This window comes from Corynebacterium sp. LaCa_70, from assembly GCF_058182015.1.
In genome coordinates this window covers 548,200-573,592 of record NZ_CP190914.1, presented here as the reverse complement: position 1 = coordinate 573,592, position 25,393 = coordinate 548,200, and the positions used below count along the sequence as shown (strand labels likewise).

At 57.9% G+C, this 25,393-nt stretch carries 17 protein-coding genes and 1 tRNA gene; 6 read left to right on the top strand and 12 right to left on the bottom strand.

Annotated elements, in window-relative coordinates:
- Positions 1 to 120 precede the first annotated feature (120 nt).
- The gene (locus ACP8MI_RS02580) at positions 121 to 3,672 is read right to left on the bottom strand and encodes a translation initiation factor IF-2 N-terminal domain-containing protein (RefSeq protein WP_425654045.1); all 3,552 of its coding nucleotides are present in this window, start codon (positions 3,670 to 3,672) and stop codon (positions 121 to 123) included.
- A gap of 360 nt (positions 3,673 to 4,032) precedes the next feature.
- Here ACP8MI_RS02580 and ACP8MI_RS02575 point away from each other — a divergent pair, with 360 nt between their 5' ends.
- Positions 4,033 to 4,758: a hypothetical protein gene (locus ACP8MI_RS02575; RefSeq protein WP_126844472.1), complete on the top strand. Its 726-nt coding sequence runs from the start codon at positions 4,033 to 4,035 to the stop codon at positions 4,756 to 4,758.
- Between the two features lie 324 nt (positions 4,759 to 5,082).
- On the opposite strand, the gene ndk is transcribed toward ACP8MI_RS02575, so the two are convergent.
- From ndk to ACP8MI_RS02555, 4 genes are all read right to left on the bottom strand, one after another.
- Complete coding sequence (ndk, locus tag ACP8MI_RS02570) at positions 5,083 to 5,493, bottom strand: nucleoside-diphosphate kinase (protein WP_018120945.1); 411 nt, start codon at positions 5,491 to 5,493, stop codon at positions 5,083 to 5,085.
- Between the two features lie 69 nt (positions 5,494 to 5,562).
- Positions 5,563 to 5,928 (bottom strand): DUF4233 domain-containing protein, encoded by a 366-nt coding sequence (locus ACP8MI_RS02565; protein WP_049167541.1) that lies wholly within the window; start codon positions 5,926 to 5,928, stop codon positions 5,563 to 5,565.
- Positions 5,929 to 6,059: 131 nt separating this feature from the next.
- Positions 6,060 to 7,622 carry a bifunctional tetrahydrofolate synthase/dihydrofolate synthase gene (gene folC / locus ACP8MI_RS02560; protein ID WP_425654043.1) on the bottom strand — a complete coding sequence of 521 codons (1,563 nt, stop codon included), beginning with the start codon at positions 7,620 to 7,622 and terminating at the stop codon, positions 6,060 to 6,062.
- Positions 7,622 to 10,381, bottom strand: a complete 2,760-nt coding sequence (locus ACP8MI_RS02555; protein WP_284571909.1) for a valine--tRNA ligase — start codon at positions 10,379 to 10,381, stop codon at positions 7,622 to 7,624. Before ACP8MI_RS02555 ends, folC begins: the two co-directional genes overlap by 1 nt.
- A gap of 125 nt (positions 10,382 to 10,506) precedes the next feature.
- Here ACP8MI_RS02555 and panB point away from each other — a divergent pair, with 125 nt between their 5' ends.
- The 3 genes from panB to ACP8MI_RS02540 are packed head-to-tail and all read left to right on the top strand — an operon-like array spanning position 10,507 to position 12,912.
- Positions 10,507 to 11,337: a 3-methyl-2-oxobutanoate hydroxymethyltransferase gene (panB, locus tag ACP8MI_RS02550; RefSeq protein ID WP_018120941.1), complete on the top strand. Its 831-nt coding sequence runs from the start codon at positions 10,507 to 10,509 to the stop codon at positions 11,335 to 11,337.
- Between the two features lie 11 nt (positions 11,338 to 11,348).
- The gene (panC, locus tag ACP8MI_RS02545) at positions 11,349 to 12,215 is read left to right on the top strand and encodes a pantoate--beta-alanine ligase (RefSeq protein ID WP_425654040.1); all 867 of its coding nucleotides are present in this window, start codon (positions 11,349 to 11,351) and stop codon (positions 12,213 to 12,215) included.
- Positions 12,208 to 12,912 carry a hypothetical protein gene (locus ACP8MI_RS02540; protein WP_018120939.1) on the top strand — a complete coding sequence of 235 codons (705 nt, stop codon included), beginning with the start codon at positions 12,208 to 12,210 and terminating at the stop codon, positions 12,910 to 12,912. The genes panC and ACP8MI_RS02540 overlap by 8 nt, the downstream gene beginning before the upstream one ends.
- A 44-nt stretch (positions 12,913 to 12,956) precedes the next feature.
- Here ACP8MI_RS02540 and clpX read toward each other — a convergent pair whose 3' ends face one another.
- Positions 12,957 to 14,291 (bottom strand): ATP-dependent Clp protease ATP-binding subunit ClpX, encoded by a 1,335-nt coding sequence (gene clpX, locus ACP8MI_RS02535; RefSeq protein ID WP_018120938.1) that lies wholly within the window; start codon positions 14,289 to 14,291, stop codon positions 12,957 to 12,959.
- Positions 14,292 to 14,615: 324 nt separating this feature from the next.
- Between clpX and ACP8MI_RS02530 the strand changes: the two genes are divergently transcribed.
- A complete protein-coding gene (locus ACP8MI_RS02530) occupies positions 14,616 to 16,826 on the top strand; it encodes a sensor histidine kinase (protein WP_490290695.1) in 2,211 nt (736 codons plus the stop codon).
- A 50-nt stretch (positions 16,827 to 16,876) separates the two neighbouring features.
- On the opposite strand, the gene ACP8MI_RS02525 is transcribed toward ACP8MI_RS02530, so the two are convergent.
- The 5 genes from ACP8MI_RS02525 to ACP8MI_RS02505 form a co-directional block, all read right to left on the bottom strand.
- Positions 16,877 to 17,548, bottom strand: coding sequence for a response regulator transcription factor (locus ACP8MI_RS02525; protein ID WP_018120936.1), 672 nt, complete (start codon positions 17,546 to 17,548; stop codon positions 16,877 to 16,879).
- A gap of 457 nt (positions 17,549 to 18,005) precedes the next feature.
- Entirely contained in the window at positions 18,006 to 18,635 is a 630-nt protein-coding gene (locus tag ACP8MI_RS02520; RefSeq protein WP_049148560.1) for an ATP-dependent Clp protease proteolytic subunit, read from the bottom strand.
- 38 nt (positions 18,636 to 18,673) lie between these two features.
- Positions 18,674 to 19,276, bottom strand: a complete 603-nt coding sequence (locus ACP8MI_RS02515) for an ATP-dependent Clp protease proteolytic subunit (protein WP_126844490.1) — start codon at positions 19,274 to 19,276, stop codon at positions 18,674 to 18,676.
- A 246-nt stretch (positions 19,277 to 19,522) separates the two neighbouring features.
- Entirely contained in the window at positions 19,523 to 20,905 is a 1,383-nt protein-coding gene (gene tig / locus ACP8MI_RS02510; RefSeq protein WP_249606361.1) for a trigger factor, read from the bottom strand.
- 92 nt (positions 20,906 to 20,997) lie between these two features.
- Positions 20,998 to 21,071 (bottom strand) — tRNA-Pro (locus tag ACP8MI_RS02505).
- Between the two features lie 150 nt (positions 21,072 to 21,221).
- Here ACP8MI_RS02505 and ACP8MI_RS02500 point away from each other — a divergent pair.
- Positions 21,222 to 23,576: an oxidoreductase gene (locus ACP8MI_RS02500; protein WP_201809198.1), complete on the top strand. Its 2,355-nt coding sequence runs from the start codon at positions 21,222 to 21,224 to the stop codon at positions 23,574 to 23,576.
- A 26-nt stretch (positions 23,577 to 23,602) separates the two neighbouring features.
- Here the strand turns inward: ACP8MI_RS02500 and ACP8MI_RS02495 are convergent, their stop codons facing one another.
- Positions 23,603 to 25,348, bottom strand: a complete 1,746-nt coding sequence (locus ACP8MI_RS02495) for a pyruvate dehydrogenase (RefSeq protein WP_018120930.1) — start codon at positions 25,346 to 25,348, stop codon at positions 23,603 to 23,605.
- Between the last annotated feature and the right edge of the window lie 45 nt (positions 25,349 to 25,393).

The following is a 25,393-nucleotide window of genomic DNA, read 5'->3' as shown; positions in this document are numbered from 1 at the left end:
TCCAGCGCGATAGCTTCCTAGATATTAGCTTCTAGATATTGGCGCGCAGGCTCATAACAGCGACTGCCCAAGACTACCGTGTACACGCCACAAAAGACAAACCCGACTATTTCCAGCCTGCTATTTCTTCGCTGGACGCCGCACTACACGACGCCGCCGTGTGCCCTTGCGCACAGCCTGCTGCTTGTCGCCATGGTCTTGCTTGTCGTCGCGGCCGTTCTTGTCGACGGACGCGCCATCCCCGGCCCCGGTGCCACTCGCCTGTTGCCCGGCGTCGTTCGCCTCACCGTTAGCGCTGATATTGGCGCCTGTTCCGCTTGCCGACGAAATCCGCCGCACCACACGACGCCGCTTCGAGGATTTGCGCACCGCCGATTCTGCCGTCTTGTTACCAGCGTTGGTTTGCTTGGCAGCGCTAGTTTGCTTGTCAGTTCCGGTATCAACATTGGTGCTAGCACCGTTTTCGTGGCGCCCGTCCGCAATACCATGCTGACTGTCACCTGTGCTTTTCGCAGCAGTGGCGTGCCGATCCTCCCACCGGAAATCCTTCTTCCGTGGGCGGTGATCTGAGCGCGAATTGCCGCGGGTACGACGACGCCGCCGCGGGCTGGATTCAAACTCTTCGACGGCCTGCTCATAGGACTTCTCAGCCACCCCACTATGAGCAGCACTATCAGCAGATTTTTGGTCAGCAACATTTCCGCCAGCGGCATTTTCGCCAGCATTATGCGACCCAGCACCATGTGAGCCGGAGGCATGGGTATGGCTAGCCCTGACAACACGCTTTTTGCGGCGGCCCTTGCCGCGTTTCCGGGAAGCTTCCTGTGTGGAATCCGTATCCACCTCCGAATCCGGCTTCTGTTTCCCGATCACACTAGCAGCTAGATTCTCAAATTCCGCTGCTGCAGCACGCTCACGCTCGCGGCGCTTCCGTGCGCCCTGGTCTTGTGCGTCGACCTGCTCGTCATCGATAACGGCATCAACGGCATCGCCGTCGTCGTCAAGCGTTGCCACCCGACCGCGGCCATAGCCATTTTCCGGCTCATGCTCATGTGCTTGGGCAGCAACCTCCGCCTGCTTCAGAGCATCCACCGGGTCACTGTTGATCAGCAGGCCCCGGCCAGCACACGTTGGGCAATCCGTGGCATAGGCCTCCAGCAGACCCGTGCCGATGCGTTTGCGGGTTAGCTGCACCAGCCCCAAGCTGGTCACTTCAGAGACCTGGTGGCGGCTGCGATCCGAGGTCAAACGCTCCTTCAGGCGTCGCAACACCAGATCCTGGTTTTCTTCCAAGATCATGTCGATGAAATCAATCACGATCATGCCGCCAAGATCACGCAAACGGATCTGGCGCACAATTTCATCAACGGCCTCCAGGTTGTTGCGCGTGACGGTTTCTTCCAGATTGCCGCCCTTGCGCTTACCAGTGAATTTCCCGGTGTTAACGTCGATGACGATCATCGCTTCGGTGCGATCAATCACCAGCGAACCGCCCGACGGCAACGACACGTTGCGCGACAATGCCTCTTCGATCTGCTCATCAATGTGATACGCGGTGAACGAATCCTGGCCCTGGAACGCAGCGCGGTCATGCTTGCTGATGCGCTTAAGCAGATCCGGCGCCACCGACTTCACATACGAATAGATGACTTCATACGCACGGTCGCCGTCGACAATAAGCTCAGAGTAATCCTCATTAAACAAATCACGAACAACCTTGACCAGCATGTCCGGTTCTTCGAACAGCGTGACAGGCTCGGAAGTTTTCGCTTCCTTTTCTTCCTCCACGCGCTGTTTAATGTGCAGCCACTGGTTGTGCATCCGATCGACGTCGGCAGCGATGGCACGCTCCGGCACACCCTCAGCGGCCGTGCGGATGATCGTGCCGCCGTCTTCTGGCACGACGCGATCCAGCATTTCTTTCAGACGCCGACGTTCTTCAGCAGGCAGTTTGCGCGAAATTCCCGCGTTGTTTCCGCCCGGAACATACACCAAGTAGCGCCCAGAAAAAGAGATATGCGCGGTCAGCCGGGCACCTTTGTGACCCAAAGGATCCTTCATGACCTGCACGAGCACCTGATCACCAGGCTTCAACGCAGCCTCGATACGACGCTGGCGGCCGTTAAGCCCCCGGGCTTTCCAATCCACTTCCCCGGCATAAAGCACGGCATTACGGCCCTGGCCAATATCGATGAACGCGGCTTCCATATTGCGCAGCACGTTTTCCACGCGTCCAAGGTAGATATTGCCGATCATCGAACCCTGGTTTTCGGCATTCACGAAATGCTCGACCAACACGTCATCTTCCAGCAACCCGAGCTGGGTGACTGTGCCCGGGCCGTCTACGCGCTCACGCTCGCACACCACCATCTTGCGCGTTATCGCCGCACGGCGCTCCTGGAATTCGCTTTCCGAGACAATCCGCTCAGTCTTGCGGGTTTCTTCCCGTAGCTCATTACGACGACGCCGCTGTGCCTCCAGCCGTGCCGGGCCGCGCAGCCCGCGGGGCTCATCAATCTTTTCGACGGTGTGCTTTTCGGGAGTGTGGTTTTCGCTAGCGTGGTTTTCGGCCGCTGGCTTGGTGGCGTCTGGTTTTGCGGTGTTTGGCTTTGTGCTGTTTGGCTCGGCGGAATCGTGCTTTCCTGAATCCTGCTTTTCAGCGTGCTGATCGTCAGAGCGCTGGTTATCAGAGTGCCGATCATCAGCCTGCGGTTTGCCAGAACCTTTGCTCTGCTCAGCGTGCTTGTCCGCAGCATCCTGGGCTTGCTGTTCAACGCCGCGACCACGCGATCCACCTCGGCGACCACGACGGCGACGCCCACGGGAATTCGTGTGCCGACCACCACGCATATCCGCCGACTCACCATCACCTGCGTTACCGGCCTCATCAGAGGCAGTACCGGCGTCGGTACCACCGGCCATGCCATCACGGGAGTCGTCGGCAAGATCGCCAGTGGCGTCCTCGGCGTGTTCTGCGGCAGCGACAATATCGTCAATCACGGTTTCGTCGAGCCCGGCCTCATCAAGCGCGGGATCCACATCCGGCGCGCGGAACACGGGCACATAGGCGTTCATCGTAGGCTCAGCCGGGGCTGGAACATCCGGGGCGGGTGCGGGCTCGTCGCCAAGCGAAGAAACAGGCAGATCGGCATCGACTTTTTGCGCAATCTGGTTGATTTCATTTTCGACGTTCTTGCGCACGCGGTGGCGTAGCTTTTCTTCGGCTTCTTTCTGCGCGGCGGCTTCTTTCTGCGCGGCCGTGTCGGTGTCAGGCTTAGCCTCGTCGATACCTGGCGCTGCCTGCGCAGTATCGGTGTTGGCTGCGCTTTCGGATTCATTAGAACCGGCCTTTTTCGCCGAATCCGATTTCTTTGCTGAACCCGATTTCTTCACTGAGTCGGGCTTCCTCGCTGAGTCAGGCTTCTTCGCTGAACCCGATTTCTTCACTGAGTCCGATTTCTTCGCCGCAATATAATCCAAAACCGCAGTCACCTGATCCGGCGACACATTCGATTGCGCGCGCTTCGAAATCTGCAGATTCGCTAAGACCTCAATCAATTCCCGCGAACTAAGCCCGAGGTTCTTCGCCAACGTATACACGCGGGTCTTCTCCGGCCACGCCGAGCTGGTCAGGTTCGAAGCCTTTTCAATTGTTTCCGGGGTGAAATTCACCGTTACCGTGTCTCCTTGACATCACATTGTGCCCCGGGCGCAGCCACTTGGCCGCTGCCGCACAGGGCATCATAATTATTCACATATAAATTCGTCTTCAGCAGGCCGTACGCGAAACTTCCGCGCAGAAACCACACAGTTGGCATTATGTCACAGAACTCTTGCCGACGAATACCTGCACGACAAACCCAGCTACACGTCCCCGCCTACACGCCCCCGCCTACGGGGCTGCTCTAACCCCTCCGCTGCACCGTTGGATGCATTGCACTGTTGGAGCGTCGCATCGTTTGACCCTTGCCCCGTTGCATGAGTTTTGCCGAATCGCGGCGACGACCCTGCCCTCGGAGTTAAAATAAGGACATGCTTAGCAGAAAGGGTCACCACCGTTCGATAACCACACAATTGCTTTTCAACGCTAGCGCCGCCGTGCCCGCAGGGCTTGGTTATTCGTTGATACTGCACGAACACTGGATAGCCGCACTGCTCAGCTTTGTCTGCGCCATCGGATCCGGTGCCTGGCTGTTCCGTGATTATCTAGTCAACGTGTACACCGAAGAATACCGGGATACCGATTACACGCCGAAGCAAAAGCTCATGCTGTATCTTCCGATATTCCCGTGGGGAGCCATTTTGCCGCTCCCTTTTGCGCAATTAGACGGCGTGCTACACCCAGCTGCCTCCATCGCGGTGACCGCGGCAGTAGCGACCATCGGCTTGGCTTTCCAGATCCTCGGCACGAATATTGGGCCACGACGCGTCGGCAAGCGGCGGATCCAGCAGGTTCTTGCGAAAAGCGATCTGGAGGCCGTGACCAGTGAGCGCCTTGAGATGGTGGCCCACAACCCGAAAGTACTGCGAGACCTGGCTGCCATCGGTGCCGGGGATAATGTGTTCGTGAATGTCGCCGAGTTTGCGAGCGCTAGCTGCCGTGACACTGATGAGTTGATCGCGGAGCTGGAGACGCTGCGGAAAGCACAGCTGGTCGAGGCGAAGAAAATTACCGTGCGCGAGCAGCCGCACAAGTGGCAATACAGCTTAACCCCCGCCGGTATTCAGTGCTTGCAGCACTACCAGCAGGGGCGTTAGCGAAGTTCGGTGTTACAGGGATTGGCGTTGCGTTGCTGTGAGCAGGGGGTTTGCAGCGCCGCCCTTGGCGTAGGCGTTTGACCTAGACGTTGAAATAGACATTGGCGGCACCCTAGCTCGTTTGTGGCAATTCCAGCTACGGTCGATGTTGCTTTTTTACAAATAGTGCTACGAAATCGCCGGTTTTGCGGCCACTATTTGTAAAAATGCACCAAAATCCTTCAAATTCGGGCGTTTCGGCCTGGATCTTTGGCTTCCAGGCCATCGGAGATCTTTGGGCTCTAGCCCATCGGACCAAATTCCCCTGAGGTCAGAACCCGCTGCTTACAGGTTCGGGAACCAGATTCCGATCTCACGCTCTGCGGATTCTGGGGAATCAGAGCCGTGAACCACGTTTTCTGCCACAGACAGCGCGAAATCACCACGGATGGTGCCCGGGGTGGCCTTGCCGACGGGATCGGTGCCGCCAGCCAGCTGGCGCCACGCATCAATGGCACGGTCGCCTTCCACGATGCCGGCGATCAGTGGTGCCGAGGTAATGAATTCCACCAGCTCACCGAAAAATGGCTTATCTGCGTGCTCGGCGTAGTGCTTTTCTGCAGTTTCGCGGTCTGCCACGCGCAGGTCGAGTTCAGCCAAGCGCAGCCCTTTGCGCTCAATGCGGGAGATGATTTCTCCAACGTGGCCATTCTGTACACCGTCAGGTTTGATCAAGATCAAAGTACGTTCAGTCATGGCGCCCATTCTACAACTTGTATGAGACGGGAATTAACGACAATCCACGTTTTTCCACGTGATTCCACGTTATTCCGTGCCCAGGTGCTGAGTGGTCAGCAGGCCACGACGCATGCGCTCAAGCAGCATCGAACGCAGATACAACATGAACGCCCACACGCCAATGAACAGCAGCATGATCACGCCGATGGACCAGTGGATAAAAAACATCAATAAGCCCAGCGCTTGCAGGACTAAGATCATCGTGATTGCCCAGGGCTTGCGCACGAAAAATACCGCCACCACATGCAGCGCGCCCAGCACAGTTACTGTCACCCAGTTCGGCGTCGTCCAGTACACCCCGCCATCGATTTTCAAGATGACAGTCAGGCCCAAAAAGATGCTAATCGCCTGCATGATCAGGGTGCCCGACATCATTCCGGCAAGCCCACGCATCGGGTCTTTTACCGGGGCCTTTCCTGGGCCTAATGGGCCGTACTCGGCGGCTCCATTCCGGGAGGCTCCGCGCCGAGCATTGTCACGGCCGTCACGACTGTCGTGGCTGTCGCGGCGAAACTTCTTTTCTGTCACGACGGTTCCTTTCCAAATAGCGTGCGCGCTTCCCCAGCAGTAACCACCGAGCCGGTGATCACGATGCCCGAGCCGGATTGCACTTCGGCATCTTCTGCCAATTCGACGGCCAGCGCGTAGGCGCCCGGCAGATCGTCGATGGTATGCACGCGCTCTTCACCGAAGATTTCGACGGCGTATTCTGCCAGCGTATAAGCATCCAGCGCGCGCGGAGAACTGTTTTGGCTGATCACGACCTCATCCAGGTGTGGTTCCAGCGCCAGCAACACGCCCTTGGCATCTTTATCGTCAAACACGGCGACCACGCCGATAAGCCGCTGGAAATTAAAATCCCGCGAAAGCGCAGCACCCAGCGCCTGTGCGCCGTGCGGGTTGTGCGCCACGTCGATGAACGTCGTCGGCGAGGTACGCACGCGTTCCAGGCGGCCAGGCACCGACACGGTGCGGAAGCCTTCCCGCACAGTATCCAGGTCGAGCCCGTGCCCGGCGCGGGCACCGAAGAATGCTTCCACTGCTGCCAGGGCACAGGAAGCATTCGCAGCCATGTGGCTGCCCGACAGCGGAATGAAGATCTCCGGGTATTCCCCGCCCAGCCCGCGCAGGTGCAATTGCTGCCCGCCAACTGCGACGGAGGTTTCCAGCACCCCAAATTCACTGCTGTAGCGCGCCACTCCGGCTTCTACCTCGACGGCGCGGCGCAGGATCACGTCCATGGCTTTCGGGTCCTGCTCGCCAATGATGGCGATATTCTCTGAGGGTTTCAGCACGTCATCCAGGTCATCACGCTTTTTAATGATCCCAGCTTTTTCTGCCGCGATTTCTTCGATGGTCTCGCCCAGGTAGTTCTGGTGGTCCAAGCCCACGGGCATGACGACGGATACCTCTGGGTTCACCACGTTGGTGGAATCCCAGGTTCCGCCCAGACCGACCTCCACGACGGCGACTTCCACCGGGGCATCGGCAAATGCTGCATAAGCCATGGCGGTTAAGATCTCGAATTTGGACAAGCGCACGTCGAAATGTGCATCGGTCATCTGCACGAATGGTTCGATTTCTTCCCATTGGCGCACGTAATCACGCGCAGGAATCGGGTTGCCGTCCAGGCAGATGCGCTCGGTGACGCTCTGTAGATGCGGCGAGGTGAACATGCCGGTGCGTCGGTGGAAACCACGCAGCAGTGAATCGATCATGCGCACCGTCGAGCTTTTACCGTTGGTGCCCGCAACGTGAATGACGTGGAAGTTTTCTTGCGGGTTGCCCAGCAAATCCAGCAGGTATTCGATGCGTTCCAGGCTCGGATCGATCTTGGTTTCCGGCCAGCGGGTATCCAGTTCCGCCTCCACGGCAGCCAGTGCGCTGAGTTCTTCCGGCGTGGCCTGCAGCGGGGCCGGTGCGTTGCGTTCTTCGTCCGGCAGGCCCAGGTTGAGCTTCAGCCCGTGCTCGTCGACTTCCACAGCATCACCGGCCAGCGCGGCGAGGTCGTGCTCTATCGCGTCTTCTTCAGAATGAGCCCGTCCGGCGCGCTTGTCTCCAGAACCCGTGTGTTCGTTTTCTGCCACTAGTTCAGTGCCTCCAGACGCGCACCAATGCGGTCGACTTCTTCTTGTGCCAGTTGCTGGCGTGCTGTGATCTTGTCGACGACATCCTGCGGTGCCTTCGCCAAGAACTTCTCATTCTGCAGCTGGCCGCTGGTCTGCGCCAGTTCCTTTTCGGCCTTCTTCAGGTCTTTTTGCAAGCGGGCGCGCTCTGCTTCGACGTCCACAGCACCCGAGGTATCCACCGCTACGGTGATCGTGGCCTGGCTCAGGCGCACTTCGACGGAGGCGGACTCGGTGAAATCGGCACCTGGTTCTTCCACATTCGCCAGGTTGCGCACCAGGTTTTCCTGGCCAGCCAAGTCAGCCGCAGCGAAGTCTAGCGTGCCCGGGATCTTCTGCGACGGCTTCACGCCCTGGTCGGCGCGGAAACGACGCAGCTCGGTAATCAGTACCTCGGCATCAGCAATACGACGCGCGGCAACCTCGTCAACCTCGACCCCGCCGTTGGTGTCAGCGGCGGTAGGCCAATCCGCAACCACCAGCGATTCGCCGCCGGTCAGCGCCTTCCAGGTCACCTCGGTGACAAACGGCATGGTTGGGTGTAGCAAACGCAGCACGACATCGAGCACACGCCCCAGCACGATCTGGGTGTTCCGCCCCTGGGCAGATTCACCTTCGCGCGGGATTTGGGTTTTCGCGATCTCGACGTACCAGTCACACAGCTCGCCCCAGGCGAAGTGGTACAGCAGCTCGTTGGCTTTCGCGAATTGGTAATCGTCCAGGTACTTGTCTACCTGCCCGCGTACTTGTTCCGTGCGGTCCAAGATCCAGCGGTCGGCGTCGGTAAGCTCACTGCGCTCGGGCAGCTCGCCCATGCCCGCGCCATTCATCAGCGCGAACTTGGTGGCGTTAAACAGCTTGGTGGCAAAGCGCTTCGAGGCTTCCGCGGCCTCATCGCCGACCGGCAGGTCCACACCCGGGTTGGCCCCGCGCGCGAGAGTGAAGCGCAGCGCATCCGCGCCGTAATCGCGGACCCAGTCCATGGGGTCAATGCCGTTGCCCAAAGACTTCGACATTTTCCGGCCGTGCTCATCGCGTACCAGGCCGTGCAGGTAGAGATCCTTGAATGGCACCTGTGGGCGCCCGTCGGCTGTCGTGCCGAAAGTTTCCGGGTCCTGGCTGGCGGCAAAGGTACCGAACATCATCATGCGCGCAACCCAGAAAAACAGGATGTCGTAAGCGGTTACCAACACCGAGGTGGGGAAATAACGCTCCAGATCCGCGGTTTTGTCTGGCCAACCCATAGTGGAAAATGGCCACAGCGCAGAGCTGAACCAGGTATCCAACACGTCTGGGTCTTGCTCATAGCCTTCGGGGGCTTGCTCATCCGGGCCGACGCACACGATATCGCGCTCGCCGTTTTCATCTTCTGGGCCGTACCAGATTGGGATACGGTGGCCCCACCACAACTGACGCGAGATGGTCCAGTCGTGCATGTCATCTACCCAGTCGAAATAGCGCGGCTCCATCGACGCCGGGTGAATCTTGGTATCACCTTCACGCACGGCATCGCCAGCCATCTGCGCGAGTTTGTCCACCTTCACAAACCACTGCAGCGACAGGCGCGGCTCAATCGGCTCACCGCTGCGCTCCGAGTGACCAACCGAGTGGGTATACGGGCGTTTCTCGGCGACGATGCGGCCCTGCTCAGCCAACGCCTCGCGGACTTTCACACGTGCTTCCTCGCGGCTCAAACCATCAAACTGGGTGCCAGTACCAGCGATATGGCCGGTGGTGTCCATGACCGTCGGCATGTCCAGGTTGTGGCGCAAGCCCATGGCGTAGTCATTCGGATCATGCGCCGGGGTGATTTTCACGGCACCGGAGCCGAATTCCGGATCCACGTAGTCGTCGGCAATAACTTCCAGCTCGAGATCATCGCGGAACGGATGCGCGAACTTCTTGCCCACCAGGTGCGTATAGCGCTCATCATCCGGGTGTACGGCAATAGCGACATCGCCCAGCATGGTTTCCACACGGGTGGTGGCGACGATGACGTGATCCTCGTCGTCGGCAAGCGAACCATAGCGCAGCGAGACCAGCTCACCGTCGACGTCTTTGTGCACCACCTCAATATCACTGACCGCGGTCTCCAGCACCGGCGACCAGTTGACCAGGCGGTGCGCGCGGTAAATCATGCCGGCATCAAACATCTGTTTGAAGATGTGCTGTACGGCGCGCGACAGCCCCTCATCCAGGGTGAAACGCTCGCGTGACCAGTCGACGGAATCACCAATCGCGCGCATCTGCTGCTGGATGGTGCCGCCGTGTTCTTCCTTCCACTCCCAGACCTTGGCGATGAAATCCTCGCGCGAATAGTCCCAGCGCGACTTGCCTTCCTGTTCGCGCAGCTTGGCTTCCACCTTGGTCTGGGTAGCAATACCCGCGTGATCCGATCCCGGCAGCCACAGCGTGGAAAAGCCCTGCATGCGTTTACGGCGAATAATCGAATCCATCAGAGTGTGGTCCAGCGCATGCCCCATGTGCAGCTGACCGGTGACATTCGGCGGCGGCAAAACCACAGAGTAGGCGGGCTTGTCGGCATCCTCATCCGGGCGGAAATAGCCTTGCGCCTCCCAGGCGTCGTATAGAGCCTTTTCTACCTCGCCCGGCTGCCAGTTTTTCGCCAGCAGATCGCTGCGGTCACGACCCGGCGCGGCATCGGTTGCTGAATTGCGGTCATGTGGGTGGTCTTCTGGGTTTTGCTGGTTTTCCGTCATCACGGCGCCTATTCTAGCGCCCACCTGCAACATGGGCGGCACTGCTACAGCAAACGCTACGGCAGCTATAGCGATTGTCCAGCAGATCCCCAGCGGGAAGCCGTCGCGCTGCTAAAATCCGGCCTATGTCTACCCAACCGTCCCGCCCCCTACAACGCCTACGCACCCATTATTTTTCGCGCGCCAAAGCCAGCGGCACCCCGTTCACTGCGCTAACCAGCTACGATAGCCTGACCGCCAGTATTTTCGACGACGCCGAGATCGATTTGCTGCTCGTCGGCGATTCCGCGGCCAACGTGGTCTTCGGGCACAGCTCCACCCTTCCGATCACCACCGAGGAGCTCATTAGCCTGTCCGCAGCCGTCGTGCGTTCCACCCGTCGCGCGTTCGTCGTCGCCGATCTTCCCTTCGGCAGTTATGAGACTTCCCCGGCCCAAGCCGTGGATACCGCGGTGCGGTTTATGAAAGAAGCCGGAGTACAGGCGGTCAAGATCGAAGGTGGCGTGGAGATTGCGCCAACCATTAAAGCGCTTGTCGACGCCGGCATCCCGGTGTGCGCGCACATCGGTTTTACCCCGCAGGCCGAGCACGCACTCGGCGGCTACCGAGTGCAAGGCCGTGGCGAAGCCGCCGCGCAGCTGGCCGCTGATGCGCAGGCCGTGGCCGATGCGGGCGCATTCGCCGTGGTGATGGAGATGATTCCGAGCCAGCTGGCTGCGCAGATCACCCGCGATTGCGCCATCCCCACCATCGGCATCGGCGCTGGTAACGAGACCGACGGACAGATTCTGGTGTGGACGGATGCTTTCGGCCTGGGCACTGGCAAACCACCGCGGTTTGTGCGCCAGTACGCCAATCTTGCCGACGAGCTACGCGCAGGTGCGCGCGCCTATCGCGAGGATGTGGCTGCTCGCGCATTCCCGAACGAAGCGGAATCGTTTAGCGACGAGAAATAATTAAGAACTACATGCACATTATTCACACTGTCTCTGACATGCGCGCTTTTTGTGCGCAATCACGATCCGGTATGGCTGCCCCGTCGATAGGCCTCGTGCCGACGATGGGCGCGCTGCACGACGGGCACGCCAGCCTCGTGCGCGCCGCTCGTGCCGACAACGACATCGTGGTGGCATCGGTTTTCGTCAACCCACTGCAATTTACTGACCTCGGCGACTGCGACGACTACCGCAACTACCCACGCGATCTCGACGCCGACGCCGAGTTCTTGCGCGGTCTCGGCGTCGATGCTGTGTTTTCCCCCAGCGTGGAGGAAATGTATCCGGGATTCAACACAGCCCCCGACCGGCACCCGCAAATCTGGGTGCGCACCGGCCGCATGGGCGAGATTTTGGAAGGTGCCTCCCGCCCGGGGCATTTTGATGGCGTGGCCACCGTCGTCGCCAAGCTTTTTCAGATCATCCAACCAGACCGCGCCTATTTTGGGCGCAAAGATGCCCAGCAGCTAGCGATCATTCAGGCGTTGGTGCGGGATCTAGATATGCCCGTTGCCATCCACGGATTGCCCATCGTGCGTGGCGACGACGGGGTGGCTGAATCCAGCCGAAATCTGCGTTTGAGTGTGGACGAGCGTCGGCATGCGACCGCACTGTCACAGACGTTATTTGGCCTACGCGATGGAAAGTTTGCCAGTGCCGACGAGGCCGCAGAGCATTTGGCTAGCTGTGAGGGCGTGGAATTGGATTATTTGCGCATCGTCGATCCCGCGGATTTACGGGATGTACCTGCTGGTACCCGGCCGGCCTTGGCGTTGACAGCCGCCTGGGTCGGGCCTGTGCGCTTGATTGATAACTTGGCTTTGGAGGCACATGAATAATCGCGACGAGAATGCTGAGAATGCTGACAACGATGACACTGCTGTAACCACAGAGCTAGCGGCTGCGATCACCGAGTTCATCCGCCACGGCTACGAGCACGCGGACATCTCACAGCTGAAAGACACGCGAAGTGGCGCACCAGCGGACAAGCTCGAGTGGTATTCCCATGCCATCGCCGCCTGCATGGATGCGATTACTCCCCCAGCGTCGGCACTGAGTACGGATTCTCCGGTGCCCGCCGAATGCATGGCGCATATCGTGCACGCGCTATTTACCCAACTCGATACGCATCGAGACGCGGTAGCACTGCTGGCGGCAGAATCGCTGCACCCAGTGCTGGAGGCTGGAACCACCACGACGATGATGGAATCATCCGAACTGGGCCTGCATCTGGACCGAGTGTTGTTACGCGGCCAAGAAGCCGGGGCGTTCCGGCCCGGAATTTCCGCGCATGATGTGTTTTACCTAGTGATTTCGCTGAGTTTTTCCCGGCTCAACCACCGGCACCTCATGGCGATGACCACGCGGGTTGATACCTTATCGGCGGCGAACACCGCGGGAGTGCGCCGGCTGGTCGTCGATGCGGTGCTGTCGTTTCTGACATCGAATATCGCCGATTCCGAGCACGAATCTTACCTGGCCACCACCAGCGACGAAGACCGCGATGATTCCGGATTGGGCATCTACTGGGACTAATCCCGGGGCTTGCGCCAGCCGCGCCGACCAGCTACGTCTACCGATTACGCCGACTGCATATTTTCTGAGTAGCGCAGCTCCGGGGTATCTTCCCCGCGCACCGCAGCCGCGGTAATAACCACTTGATTGACGTCCTCGCGGTCTGGCAAGTCATACATCACCGGCACCAGCAGATCCTCCAAGATCGCGCGCAAGCCACGCGCACCGGTGCCGCGCTCAATCGCCAATTCTGCGATTTCGCCGAGCGCATCATCGTCGAAAAGCAGCTCAGCACCGTCCATGGCAAACAGACTACGATACTGCTTAACCAGCGAATTCTTCGGTTCCGTGAGCACCTGCACCAGCGAGTCGCGATCCAGGTTTTCCACCGTCGCCACCACAGGCAGGCGTCCGATGAATTCTGGGATCAGGCCGAATTTCACCAGATCCGCGGTGCGCACCTGCGAAAACAGCGCGGCATTATCCGTATCTTTCCGCGAGTCAATCTCCGCGCCAAAGCCGAGGCCCTTCTTGCCGACGCGCTCCGCGATGACCTTATCCAGACCATCGAAGGCACCGGCAACAATGAACAACACGTTCGAGGTATCCAGCTGGATGAACTCCTGGTTCGGATGCTTGCGCCCACCCTGCGGCGGAATCGACGCCGTGGTGCCTTCCAGGATTTTCAGCAGTGCCTGCTGCACGCCCTCACCGGAGACATCGCGGGTAATCGACGGGTTTTCACTCTTGCGCGAAATCTTGTCGATCTCATCGACATAAATGATGCCGCGCTGAGCGCGCTCCACATCAAAATCGGCGGCTTGCAGCAACTTGAGCAGGATATTTTCCACGTCTTCGCCGACATAACCGGCCTCGGTCAACGACGTGGCATCGGCAATGGTAAACGGCACATCCAGCATGCGCGCCAGGGTTTGCGCCAGGTAGGTCTTACCAGAGCCGGTTGGGCCCAGCATCAAGATATTGGATTTCGCGATCTCAATATCTTCTTCCGCATGAATGGAATCTGTGCGCGCAGCGTAATTCCCGCCGGGTGATTTGTGCCCCGAGCGTGCACCGGAGCGGGCAAACTCGTCGGCACGCATACGCTTGTAGTGGTTATACACAGCCACCGCTAAGGTGCGCTTGGCCTGATCCTGGCCGATGACGTAATTGTCCAAAAACGCGGAAATCTCCGACGGCCGGGGCAGACGCTTGGCATCCTCGGTGTCCTGCGCGCCCGGTTCATTGGCGATTTCCTCTTCGATGATCTCATTGCACAGCTCAATGCACTCATCACAGATATAAACGCCGCCACCGGCGATGAGCTTTTTCACCTGTTTCTGGCTCTTCCCACAGAAGGAACACTTCAGCAGGTCAGCGCTTTCTTGCATACGTGCCATAGGGTCTTTACGTACTTCTCATTTCGCGGTCGTGGACAGTGCGTGAAGATATCTCTGGCACATCAGGGGCACCAGATTATTGGCTCTAGTGTAGTCATCATGTGCGGTTTCACCGGTAGCCACACGATAGCAGTGCCAATGCGACTAACCTAGACCTGTAATGGAAAAATCGTAGACATGGCTGCTCCCCACACCGCATCCGACATTCGTACCGAAACTGCAAAATACCAAGGGCACTTTTTAACTGCGCTCCTGAGTCGGGTTCGCCGCACCATGGGAGACGATTCTGTCGAACTAACTGCGCTACGAATCTGCTGTGCTGCGATGGCAGTGTCCCTTCTGGTCTACCTGGGATTGCAATACATCACCTATGGCTCGGGATATATCGGCGACTGGTACGGCTACCTCACGAGCGCCGGATTAACCCTGAGTGGATTATTCATGGTGGCTGCGGCGATCGTCGGCAAGCTGGTCTGGCTGCGCTGTTCCTTGTACGCCAACGCGCTGGTGCTGGTGGTGGCCAGCGGGGCGTTTCCAGTGGCCTACTACACCATGACAGATCTGGGCCCCTCGGTTCTGCGATTCACGGATTTTACCGGCATCTTGGCGATCAGCGTGGTGCTGCTCTCGCCCACCAAACGGGCAGTGTTGGTTGCAATTTTGATCCAGGTCATTCCTAGCACGATGCACTCCATCGTATATGGACGCACGAGCATTCCGGAGCTACTTGCGGTCACCGGATTCGCGGTACTAATGAATCTAATTCCGTTTGTGCTAGGGGCCGTCACACTGATGCGGGTGGCGCGCACCATCGACGAAGCTGAGCAGAAGGTGCGGGATTCTTTGACTGAATCCGAGGCAAAACGCGCCGCAATCACAGAGCGTAAACGCCTTAACGGGCTCGTCCACGACCATATTTTGGGCTCCTTATCGGCTATCTCGCGTGGACAAGGTATGCAGACCGACGCCGCGCATTCGTTGCCTTCTCGGCCTGCCACCGGTGAAGAAGTTCCGCTGGAAAAGTTGCTTGCCGACGTCACCCGCAGCGTAGAAGCTATCAGTCCGGATTGCGTCACGACCGTCACCGGGCTTGTGCCTAACGGCCGCAACACTCGCGATGGGTTTTCCACCATCAAAGATTCCGCGGCTGAAGCCGTCCGACTGTCTGTTACTGAAGCCGCACGTAATTCCCGCAAACATGCAGGACCAGCTTCCCGACGTCGATGCATGATCAACATCACTAAAAAGGAACTCATCGTGGAATTTTCTGATGATGGCTGCGGTTTCGATTTAGCAGCACGCGATCCACAACGGGCAGGCATCAACGTGTCAATTTTGCACCGTATGCGCAGTATTGATGGCGGTGATGCCCAGATCTTTTCTTCCCCAGGCGCGGGCACAACAGTCACCGTACGCTGGTGCCTGGACTCTGCAGAATCTCAATTCAACGAACGCTTAGCAGCGCATGCAAACGGCATTTCAGAAGATCAGCTCACTGCCGGAAGTTTAGAACAGCAGCTGCTGCAGCCAGCACAAGTTTCTCGCTCTTGGGCGCGCCCATATCTAGGACTAGCTGTTATTAGCATCATATCTGGCACGTGGGTGAGCTCTGGTGGATTCCTGACGGCGTTACCAGCAGCCATCGTCGCAATCGCTACATTAGCCCTGATCGTATTAGACAGCTCGCCCCGAATTTCGGGTAGCAAACGTTTCGCCATAACTGCGGGCTTTCTTGCGTTGGGGCCATTAAGTCTTTGGCAACGCGCAGATTATGCTGCGGGATGGGAAAACCTATGGGCATTATCCATCATTGCTTTGCTCACCTGCATTCTGGTTTTGCGGGGAGAGATCTTGTGGGGCATAGGCTGCTTCGTTGGCAACACTGTGTCAATGAAAGCACTAACCTTGTTCAGTGGTGGTGTTATAGATAGCCCACCGTTAACAAATATTTTAATACAAGTAAATCTGGTAGTTGCCGCAACGGTAGTCTTTCTTGCTAACAGTAATTTGCTCAAGAATTTACCTCGGTTACAGCTGGAAAAACGCGCCGCGAATGCGGAGGCGGCACGAATCCACCAAGTTCAATTGATACATAAACATTGGCACGAGCGTATCGAGTTGTACGCCGCCCCGGTGTTTGAGTCGGTGCAGCATTTCCAGGATCCTCCACCGCTGCTGCGTGAGCGGGCACGTCTAACGGAATTGGCAATCCGCGATATGTTGCGCGCGCCATTGTTAGACCGTCCCGAGATAAAAACTGCTGCGTGGGATGCACGACAAGCGGGTGCGACGGTGTTGCTTCTAGACGACCGCAGTGAACATGATGCCAGCACAGATGGCCGCAATTCCGACGGTCGTGATGCCGGCGCCGCGCTAGAGCGGCTCGTTCCATTGGCATTAGAGTGCCTCAACTTTGCGGGAAAAGATAAGGTGACCATCCGCATTCTGCCACCTGGTCGCAAATATTTCGCGACTCTCACCTCCGACAGCACGGGCATAACCCGGGTACCGTTCCCGGAAACCCAAACGACGTAGACGTGGCGGTTGCGGAGAAATCCAGGATCTTTGTTTAACGGCTAGGGACGCTAGCGTGGGTCAGTAGGGCCAGGTAAAAATCCGTCTTCTTGAGCTCTCTGATATAAGTCAAGCTTCGTAAAGGTATCGCGTCCAACGCTGGAGTACTTCTGACGAACTCGGCTCAGATAGTCGTTGACTGTATCTTGTTTCAGGCCAGTCAAACGAGCGACGCGCTTGGCTGGTTCACCAGACGCATATAATTCGAGCACTTCGCGTTGCCGGTCAGAGAGATCCACCGCTTCCAGCAGCGGATCACCGTCCATTGCGGCTGCCATTTCTGTCGAAATTGCTGGCTTGCCACTTAAGGTACGCCGGATCGCCGCGACGACTTCCTCTGACGGCTGCGTTTTGCTTAAGACTTCTGCCACACTGGTTTTCAGCACCTGCCGCAACAAATAGGGGCTTTCCAACGAAGATAGGACCACGATGTTGTCAGTGAGCTCTTCAATCTTTTCGACGTTGTCGATAGGCTGGCTCTCATCCGAAAGCCGGAGATCCAACACCACGAGATCCACCTTGCGTTTTCTACCCAGTGCGGTGAATAGTTCAGGCACGTTGGCCGCACTGGCGATGACGTTGAAATCAGCATTGTCATTCAGCATGGACTCGAGCCCTTGCCGTGTGAGCTCATGGTCTTCCACGATTGCTAGCCGATAAACCTTGGAGCCTGATGCTGCCATACCAATTGCCTTGTTTCTCGTGTGCGTATTGTTCTGTGGGGCTTGCTTTTCTGTGGGGCGTGGATATGAACGTGCGGCGGTGAGTACCAGACGTCAGTGATTGCGGGATAGCACAACGTCTATTTAGTGATTCACACCATGTATTTCATATCATTCCTAACAATAAATTCTAAGGCCTCACACGATGAAATAGCGATTATGGTTGACACCACAACGCACCCCAATTTTTAGGGGCTAAAACTGCCCCGCCTGATCGCACCTGAACACAATTGACCGCGCTGGCCATCGCAACGCACAACGCGCAGCGCCCCAACCACACACAAGAATCCACAAGCAGACATACGCAGACAGAGAAAATCCCTTCCGTCGCGCTTAGGCAGCGGAAGGGATTTGTGGGGGAACCGCTATAGTTCCATCGACAATAGCCAACCTACGATGTAGGACGAATGACTACACACTAGTTGTGGTTAGCCTTGCGGTACTCAAAGACGCGATCGATGATGCCGTATTCCACAGCGTCCTCGGCGGTCAGAATCTTGTCACGGTCGGTGTCAATGCGGATCTGTTCCGCGCTGCGGCCGGTGTGTTCTGCCAAGGTGCGTTCCATCAAGGTACGCATACGCTCGATTTCAGCGGCCTGAATCTCCAAGTCAGAAACCTGACCCTGGGTTCCGGAGGTAGCAGGCTGGTGAATCAACACACGAGAGTTCGGCAGCGCAGCACGCTTACCCGGTGAACCTGCAGCCAGTAGCACAGCAGCGGCGGATGCAGCCTGGCCCAGGCACACTGTCTGCACGTCACAGCGCACGAAGCGCATGGTGTCATAGATTGCCATCAACGCAGTGAAAGAGCCACCTGGCGAGTTGATGTACATGGTGATATCACGGTCTGGATCCTGAGATTCCAGTACCAACAGCTGTGCCATGATGTCGTTGGCTGCGGTGTCATCAACCTGAGAAGCCAAGAAGATGATGCGCTCTTCAAACAGCTTGTTGTACGGGTTGGTTTCCTTCGTGCCGTTCGCGGAGTGCTCCAAAAACGACGGCAGCACGTACCGCGACGATGGCATCTGGGATTGGTTCAACATGAAAGTAGTTCTCCTCTAACCTGTTTCGTGGTTCGTGCCTAGTTAGTGACGGTGCCGCCTTGGGCGGCGGAAATAACATGGTCGACCATGCCGTACTCCAGTGCCTGCTGCGCGGTGAACCAACGGTCGCGGTCAGAGTCTTTCGTGACCTGCTCAAAAGTCTGCCCGGTGTGTTCTGCAATCAGTTCCGCCATCTCACGTTTCGTTTGCGCGAACTGCTCCGCCTGAATAGCGATATCCGCTGCGGTACCACCGACGCCAGCTGATGGCTGGTGCATCATGATGCGCGCGTGCGGCAGGGCAAAACGCTTGCCTGGTGCACCCGCGGTGAGCAGGAACTGTCCCATAGAGGCAGCCAACCCCATGCCGTAGGTGCGCACATCGCACGGCGAATACTTCATGGTGTCGTAGATCGCCATACCAGCAGTCACCGAGCCACCTGGGGAGTTGATGTAAAGGGAAATGTCGCGGTTTGGGTCCTCCGCGGACAGCAACAAAATCTGCGCGCACAACTTGTTCGCAATTTCATCGTCCACCTGGGTACCCAGGAAGATGATTCGTTCACGCAACAGACGCTCATAGACAGAGTCGCCCAGGTTCATGCCTGTCGAACCTGCGTCGCTCGTAATTTTGTCAGACATTAGTGTTTCCAACTCCTGTTAGTCGTCGTCCTCAATGACACCAGAGTACCCGCCGCTTTCGGGCACGTCAGGTGTGTTCGCTGTCAGCGTTTGCACCAGCCCAGTACCCACTAGCACCTGCTGCACACCTCCGATGCGCAAGGACTGGCTGCCAGTAATAGACCAGTGCTAGCTAGACAAAACCCGCCGACCGAGCTGCATGAGCTCGACCCGGCGGGCATTATGCATCAGCGTGCTGAAAAGATTTTACTTCTCTTCGGTGTTTTCCTGTGCTTCGGCAGCAGCATCGTCGGCGCCGTCATTGTTGTCTTCCTCGCCGAAGTAATCCTTCGGATCCACGGAGTTGCCGTCAGTGTCTTCAACAGTGACGTTGCAGATAGCCATAGCCAGCGCTTTGCCGCGACGGACGTCGGCGAACAGGTTTGGCAACTGGTTAGCCTGCTGCAGCTGCTGCATGAACTGGCCCGGCTCCATGCCGTAGGAACGAGCGGTGAACATGATGTGCTCAGTCAGCTCTTCCTGAGAAACCTCTGGCTGCTCCTGCTCGGCCACAGCATCCAAGAACAGCTGGGTCCGTACAGAATCCTCGGCGGATTCGCGCGCTTCCTTGTCGAACTGCTCGCGGGAAGTACCCTGCGCCTCCAAAAGCTGTGCCAGGGCCTTCTCATCGCCACCAACCTGGCCCAGCACCTGGTGGTACTGGTTGTGCACCTGGTCATCAACCACGGTCTTTGGCAGTTCGAACTCAACCTTTTCCAGGGCAGCCTTCAGGATCTCATCGCGGATCTCTGCCGCCTGCTGTGCCTTGACGGATTCCTCAGCCTGAGTACGGATGGCATCGCGCAGTTCGTCGGCAGTGTCGAACTCAGAAGCCATCTGGGCGAACTCATCGTCGAAGTCCGGCAGCTTGCGCTCCTGGGTCTTCTGTACGTGTACGGAAACTTCCGCTTCTTCACCTGCGTGCTCACCGGTTTCCAGCTTCGCGGTGAAGGAATTATCCTCACCAGTTTTCATGCCACGCAGTGCGGTGTCCAAGCCCTTGATCAAGTTGCCGGAGCCGATCTGGTAGGACATCGCCTCTACCTTGGCATCCTCAATCTCTTCACCGTCGATTTCGGCAGACAAGTCGATCACAGCGAAGTCATTGGTCTTCAGCTGACGCTTGGTTTCCTTCAACTCACCGAAACGGTCACGCAGCTGGTCAACCTGCTCTTCGGTTGCCTCATCCAGCGACTTCAGTGGAGCAACGGATACCTTGAACTTGGAGAAGTCCGGTACCTCAATATCTGGCTGGACATCAACCTCTGCGGTAAATTCCACGAAGTCGTTGTCTTCAATCTGCTTGATATCAACCTCAGGCTGACCGATTGGGTTGATGTCGTTTTCTTTCATGGCCTCTTCGTACTTGACCGGCAGCATGTCGTTGACGACCTGCTCCAGTACTGGGCCACGACCGAAACGCGCGTCGATCAACTGACGAGGAGCTTTACCCTTACGGAAACCTGGGATAGTCACCTGCTGCGCGATGGCCTTGTAGGCTGCGTCGATTTCCTTATCAAGCTCAGAGAATGGGACATTCACGGTGAGCTTCACGCGGGTATCGCTCAGCTTGTCGACGGTTGTCTTCACGAGTAACTCTCCTGGTTTCTCATCGAGGGATAGTTCTATTACTTATTTTATTAAACAGGGGCCCTTAGCGCTCACGCCCAGGGCCCCATTTGTCGGGGCGACAGGATTTGAACCTGCGACCTTCTACTCCCGAAGCAGACGCGCTACCAAGCTGCGCTACGCCCCGTGATCACTCACACGCAGCAACCGCATGTGAACACGACCCCGTAGTCTACCTGCCCTATTTTCATCGCGCACAGCCGGGGTCGACTATTTCTCCCCACCCATGAGCGGTGACGAATTTCTGTTATGCAGCACACACGCTATTGTGTAACGCATGACACATTCCGTGACTGATTCTGCTTCTCAATCCACTGCCAACGCCACTAACCACGATTCGCCTGCCAACCCTGCCACCGACGCTTCCGCATATTCGCGACTACTCCAACCGATCACCGTCGGCAAGAAACGCTTCCGTAACCGCGCAATCATGGGCTCGATGCACACCGGCTTAGAAGACGACCCGGCCGACGCGCCGAAACTGGCAGCCTACTTCGCAGAACGCGCCCGGGGTGGTGCCGCGGCCGTAGTGACCGGTGGGTATTCCCCGAATCAGCTGGGTGTTTTAAGCCCATTTGCACACCCGTTCAATAACGAGGACATGGTGAACGCCCACAAACAAGTCACCGCGGCTGTCCACGAACACGACAGCCTGGCGTTTCTGCAGCTACTGCACGCAGGACGCTACGCCTTCCACATGGAATCGGTCAGCGCTAGCGCCACCCAAGCACCGATCAGCCCGTTTCCTTCTCGTGCGCTGTCCGACGAAGAAGTCGCACAAACCGTCCAGGATTTCGCTCATTCGGCCAAACTCGCCGCCGAGGCCGGCTACGACGGGGTGCAGATCATGGGCTCGGAAGGCTACCTGATCAACCAATTCCTTTCCTCACGCACCAACCAGCGCGACGACCGCTGGGGCCAGCAACGCAGCCTGTTCGCCTTGGAAATCGCCCGGGCTGTGCGTGCAGCCGTGCCCGACGATTTTCTGGTGGATTTCCGCATGAGCATGCTTGAATTGGTCGAAGAGGGCCAAACCCAAACCGAAATCCTAGAGCTTGCACGTGGCTTGGAAGAAGCCGGAGTCGACATGCTCAGCACCGGTATCGGCTGGCATGAAGCCCAGGTACCAACGGTGATCACCAGCGTGCCGCGTGCAGCATTTAGCTGGGCCACCGCGCGTGTGAAAGAACATGTCAACATTCCGGTGGTCTCATCCAACCGCATCAACACCCCAGAAGTTGCCGAGCAAGTACTGGCCGGAACCTGGGATGACACCGGCGTAGAAACCGATTTCGTCTCGATGGCCCGGCCATGGTTGGCGGATCCAGAATTTATCAACCGGGTGCAGTCTGGAAACGCGCGCCAGATCAACCACTGCATTGCGTGCAATCAATCCTGTCTGGACCATGTTTTTGAAAACAAGCGCGCTACCTGCCTGGTCAACCCCCGTGCCGGTTACGAAACCGAGCTGACCTTGCAGCCGATCAACGGAGGCAACACTGGTGCTGATGAAATTCCTGGTAGCTCAGGAAACGCTGCCCCCAAAGCTGCGGTGATCGGCGGCGGTGTCGCTGGCCTATTTGGTGCAGAAGCACTGGCTAAACGCGGATATTCCGTCGAAGTATTTGAAGCAGCAGACACCGTCGGTGGGCAGTTCCGCCTGGCAATGCAAATCCCTGGCAAAGAAGAATTCCACTATTCCTTAAAATCGGTGCTCACCCGGCTGGATGCGCACAACGTGAAAATCACCACTTCTACCCCGATGACGGCCAACGAAGCTTTCGCCGCAGGTTTCGATGAGGTTGTGATCGCCACCGGCGTGCGCCCACGCATACCGGAAATTCCCGGCATCGAACAGGCCATGGCTGGCGAGTTCAACGTCGACGTCATCACCTACGCGGAATTGCTCTCTGGTGCCAAGCAGGCTGGCAAGAAGGTGGCGATTGCTGGTGCCGGTGGGATCGGCTTCGACGTCGCAGAGTATTTGGTGGAAGCTCCAGCTGATGCGGGGGCTGATGGAACTGCTGGAACTGCGGACACCACCACCGCAGACATCACCGCCGAGCCGCAACCAGCAACCATTGGCGAATGGGAATCCGCCTGGGGTGTCAGCCGCCGCGCGGATCTGCCCGGCAACCTGGAACGCCCGCACCCGCCACGGGCGCAGCGCAAAATCACGATGCTGCAGCGCAAGCCTTCACCGCAAGGGTTGGGCCTGAACCGCACCACCGGATGGGTGCACCGTATTTCCGTGGCAGCAGCCGGTGTAAAGCAGGTCAGTGGCGTTGCCTACACGAAGATCGACAACGACGGGCTGCACCTGAATGTGCCGGTCAACGACGCCACCAAGACCTCGAAGGCTATCCGGAAGGCACAGAAGGCGGGAGATAAAGAGAAGGTCGCCGAGCTGGAAGACGACCTGAAAAATAACCGCACCGACACCGTCTTGGATGTCGACACGATCGTGTTGTGCACCGGCCAAGAGTCAGTCATCGAAGCAGACTTCGAGAGCTTAACCGAGGAGCAACGCTCCCGCGTGCACGTTATTGGTGGCGCGGATGTTGCCGCTGAGCTCGACGCCGCACGTGCTATCCGCCAAGCTGTCGAACTCGCGGCCGAGCTGAAACGTTAAACCGTACGCGCTTACGGCGTAATTTTTTATGGACGCGGAATGTTGCGCAAATTTGACCGCGCCATCGACAGCATCTTGCCCACACCACCGTCGAGAACGGTCCGGCCAGCTGCCAAGGCGAAGCCCTTGAGCTGCTCGAATTCGAGTGTTGGCGGCATGGACAGCGCATTCGGGTCGGTGATGACGTCGATCAATACCGGACCGTCCATCTCCAAGGCCTCTTTCAGCTGCTGGCGCGCCTTCTTCGGGTCCGTGATGCGCACCGAAGGGATGCCCAAGGCTTCAGCAGCACCGGCATAGTCCACGCCATCGTGGTCGGTGCCGAATTCCGGCATGCCCTCGACCAGCATCTCCAGTTTCACCATGCCCAGCGAAGAGTTATTGAAGACCACGGTTTTCACCGGCAGATTGTTGCGACGTACCGTCAACAACTCACCCATCAACATCGCCAAGCCGCCATCACCAGAGAAGCTCACAACCTGACGGTTGCGATCTGCTTGCTGCACGCCAATGGCTTGTGGCAGCGCGTTGGCCATGGTGCCGTGCTTCCAAGAACCAATCACGCGGTTACGGCCAGTGGGGTTGATATAACGAGCCGCCCACACGTTGCACATTCCGGTATCGACGGTGACCACGGCGTCGTCGTCAAGCAGCTCATCAATCTGATCGGCGAGGAACTCCGGGTGGATCGGGGTGTGCTTCTCGACGTTTTTGGTATACGCATCCACCACATGCGTCAACTCGCGCTCATGCTTTTTCAGCATCGCGTCCAAGAAGGAACGGTCCGTCTTTTTCTTCGTCTTTTCCAGCAGCGCGTTGACGGTTGGTAGCACATCGCCGCAGATAGCGTGGCTGAGTACCGCGCGGCGTCCCAGATGCTCCGGGTTGTTATCAACCTGCGCGATCACGACGTCAGAGCCATCTGGCAAGAAGTCCACGTATGGGAAGTCCGTACCCAGCATTAACAGCAGATCGGCATCCTGGCAGGCGTCGTAGCAGGCGCCGTAGCCCAGGAGGCCGGACATGCCGACGTCATACGGGTTGTCGTATTGAATAACTTCTTTACCGCCCAGCGCGTGCCCGATTGGGGCGTGCAGATGAGTCGCTAGATCAATAATCTCGTCGTGCGCACCGGCAGAACCAGCACCAACAAACAGCGTGATCTTTCCTGCTTTGTCGATGGCGGCAACGAGCTTGTCGACGTCGGCAGCGTCCGGAATCATCTGCCCCTTCTTGCGGGCGATTACTCCACCGCTCACCGGCTCGTCGACCTTCTCCGCCGCGATATTACCGGGGATAACCAGCGTGGATACTTGCTTGTTGCCAATCGAATTCTGCATGGCGGTGTGCAGGATGCGCTGACCCTGCTTCGCGGAATGCGCGACTTCGATATAGCCGGAGCATTCCTTCAACACTTCTTGCGGGTGGGTTTCTTGGAAGAAGCCGGTGCCAATTTCTTCACTCGGGATGTGGGTGGCCAGTGCCAGGACGCGGGCGCCGTTGCGGTGGGCGTCGTACAGCCCCTGCACCAGGTGAGTATTTCCCGGCCCGCAGGAGGCGGCGCACACGGCGAGTTCACCAGTAACGAGGGATTCTGCGCCAGCGGCGAAAGCTGCGGATTCCTCATTGTGGACGTGGATCCATTCCATGTCCTTGTGGCGGCGAACGGCATCGACGATGGGGTTCAGGCTGTCACCGACGAGGCCGTAAATGTGGCGCACGCCTTGTTTGGCGAGGGTGTCGATGAGGAAGTCTGCGTAGGTTTTCGACATGTAGTCAAAGCTCCTTGGAATACGCTGTTTATGAATAATTGTTCA

What these genes read in the sequence shown, in the direction of transcription:
- ACP8MI_RS02575 (WP_126844472.1), top strand. Translation starts at nt 4,033, where the DNA reads ATGCTTAGCAGAAAGGGTCACCACCGTTCGATAACCACACAATTGCTT.
- ndk (WP_018120945.1), bottom strand. Translation starts at nt 5,493, where the DNA reads ATGACTGAACGTACTTTGATCTTGATCAAACCTGACGGTGTACAGAAT.
- ACP8MI_RS02565 (WP_049167541.1), bottom strand. Translation starts at nt 5,928, where the DNA reads ATGCGTGGGCTTGCCGGAATGATGTCGGGCACCCTGATCATGCAGGCG.
- ACP8MI_RS02555 (WP_284571909.1), bottom strand. Translation starts at nt 10,381, where the DNA reads ATGACGGAAAACCAGCAAAACCCAGAAGACCACCCACATGACCGCAAT.
- panB (WP_018120941.1), top strand. Translation starts at nt 10,507, where the DNA reads ATGTCTACCCAACCGTCCCGCCCCCTACAACGCCTACGCACCCATTAT.
- panC (WP_425654040.1), top strand. Translation starts at nt 11,349, where the DNA reads ATGCACATTATTCACACTGTCTCTGACATGCGCGCTTTTTGTGCGCAA.
- ACP8MI_RS02540 (WP_018120939.1), top strand. Translation starts at nt 12,208, where the DNA reads ATGAATAATCGCGACGAGAATGCTGAGAATGCTGACAACGATGACACT.
- clpX (WP_018120938.1), bottom strand. Translation starts at nt 14,291, where the DNA reads ATGGCACGTATGCAAGAAAGCGCTGACCTGCTGAAGTGTTCCTTCTGT.
- ACP8MI_RS02530 (WP_490290695.1), top strand. Translation starts at nt 14,616, where the DNA reads ATGGCAGTGTCCCTTCTGGTCTACCTGGGATTGCAATACATCACCTAT.
- ACP8MI_RS02525 (WP_018120936.1), bottom strand. Translation starts at nt 17,548, where the DNA reads ATGGCAGCATCAGGCTCCAAGGTTTATCGGCTAGCAATCGTGGAAGAC.
- ACP8MI_RS02520 (WP_049148560.1), bottom strand. Translation starts at nt 18,635, where the DNA reads ATGTTGAACCAATCCCAGATGCCATCGTCGCGGTACGTGCTGCCGTCG.
- ACP8MI_RS02515 (WP_126844490.1), bottom strand. Translation starts at nt 19,276, where the DNA reads ATGTCTGACAAAATTACGAGCGACGCAGGTTCGACAGGCATGAACCTG.
- ACP8MI_RS02500 (WP_201809198.1), top strand. Translation starts at nt 21,222, where the DNA reads ATGACACATTCCGTGACTGATTCTGCTTCTCAATCCACTGCCAACGCC.
- ACP8MI_RS02495 (WP_018120930.1), bottom strand. Translation starts at nt 25,348, where the DNA reads ATGTCGAAAACCTACGCAGACTTCCTCATCGACACCCTCGCCAAACAA.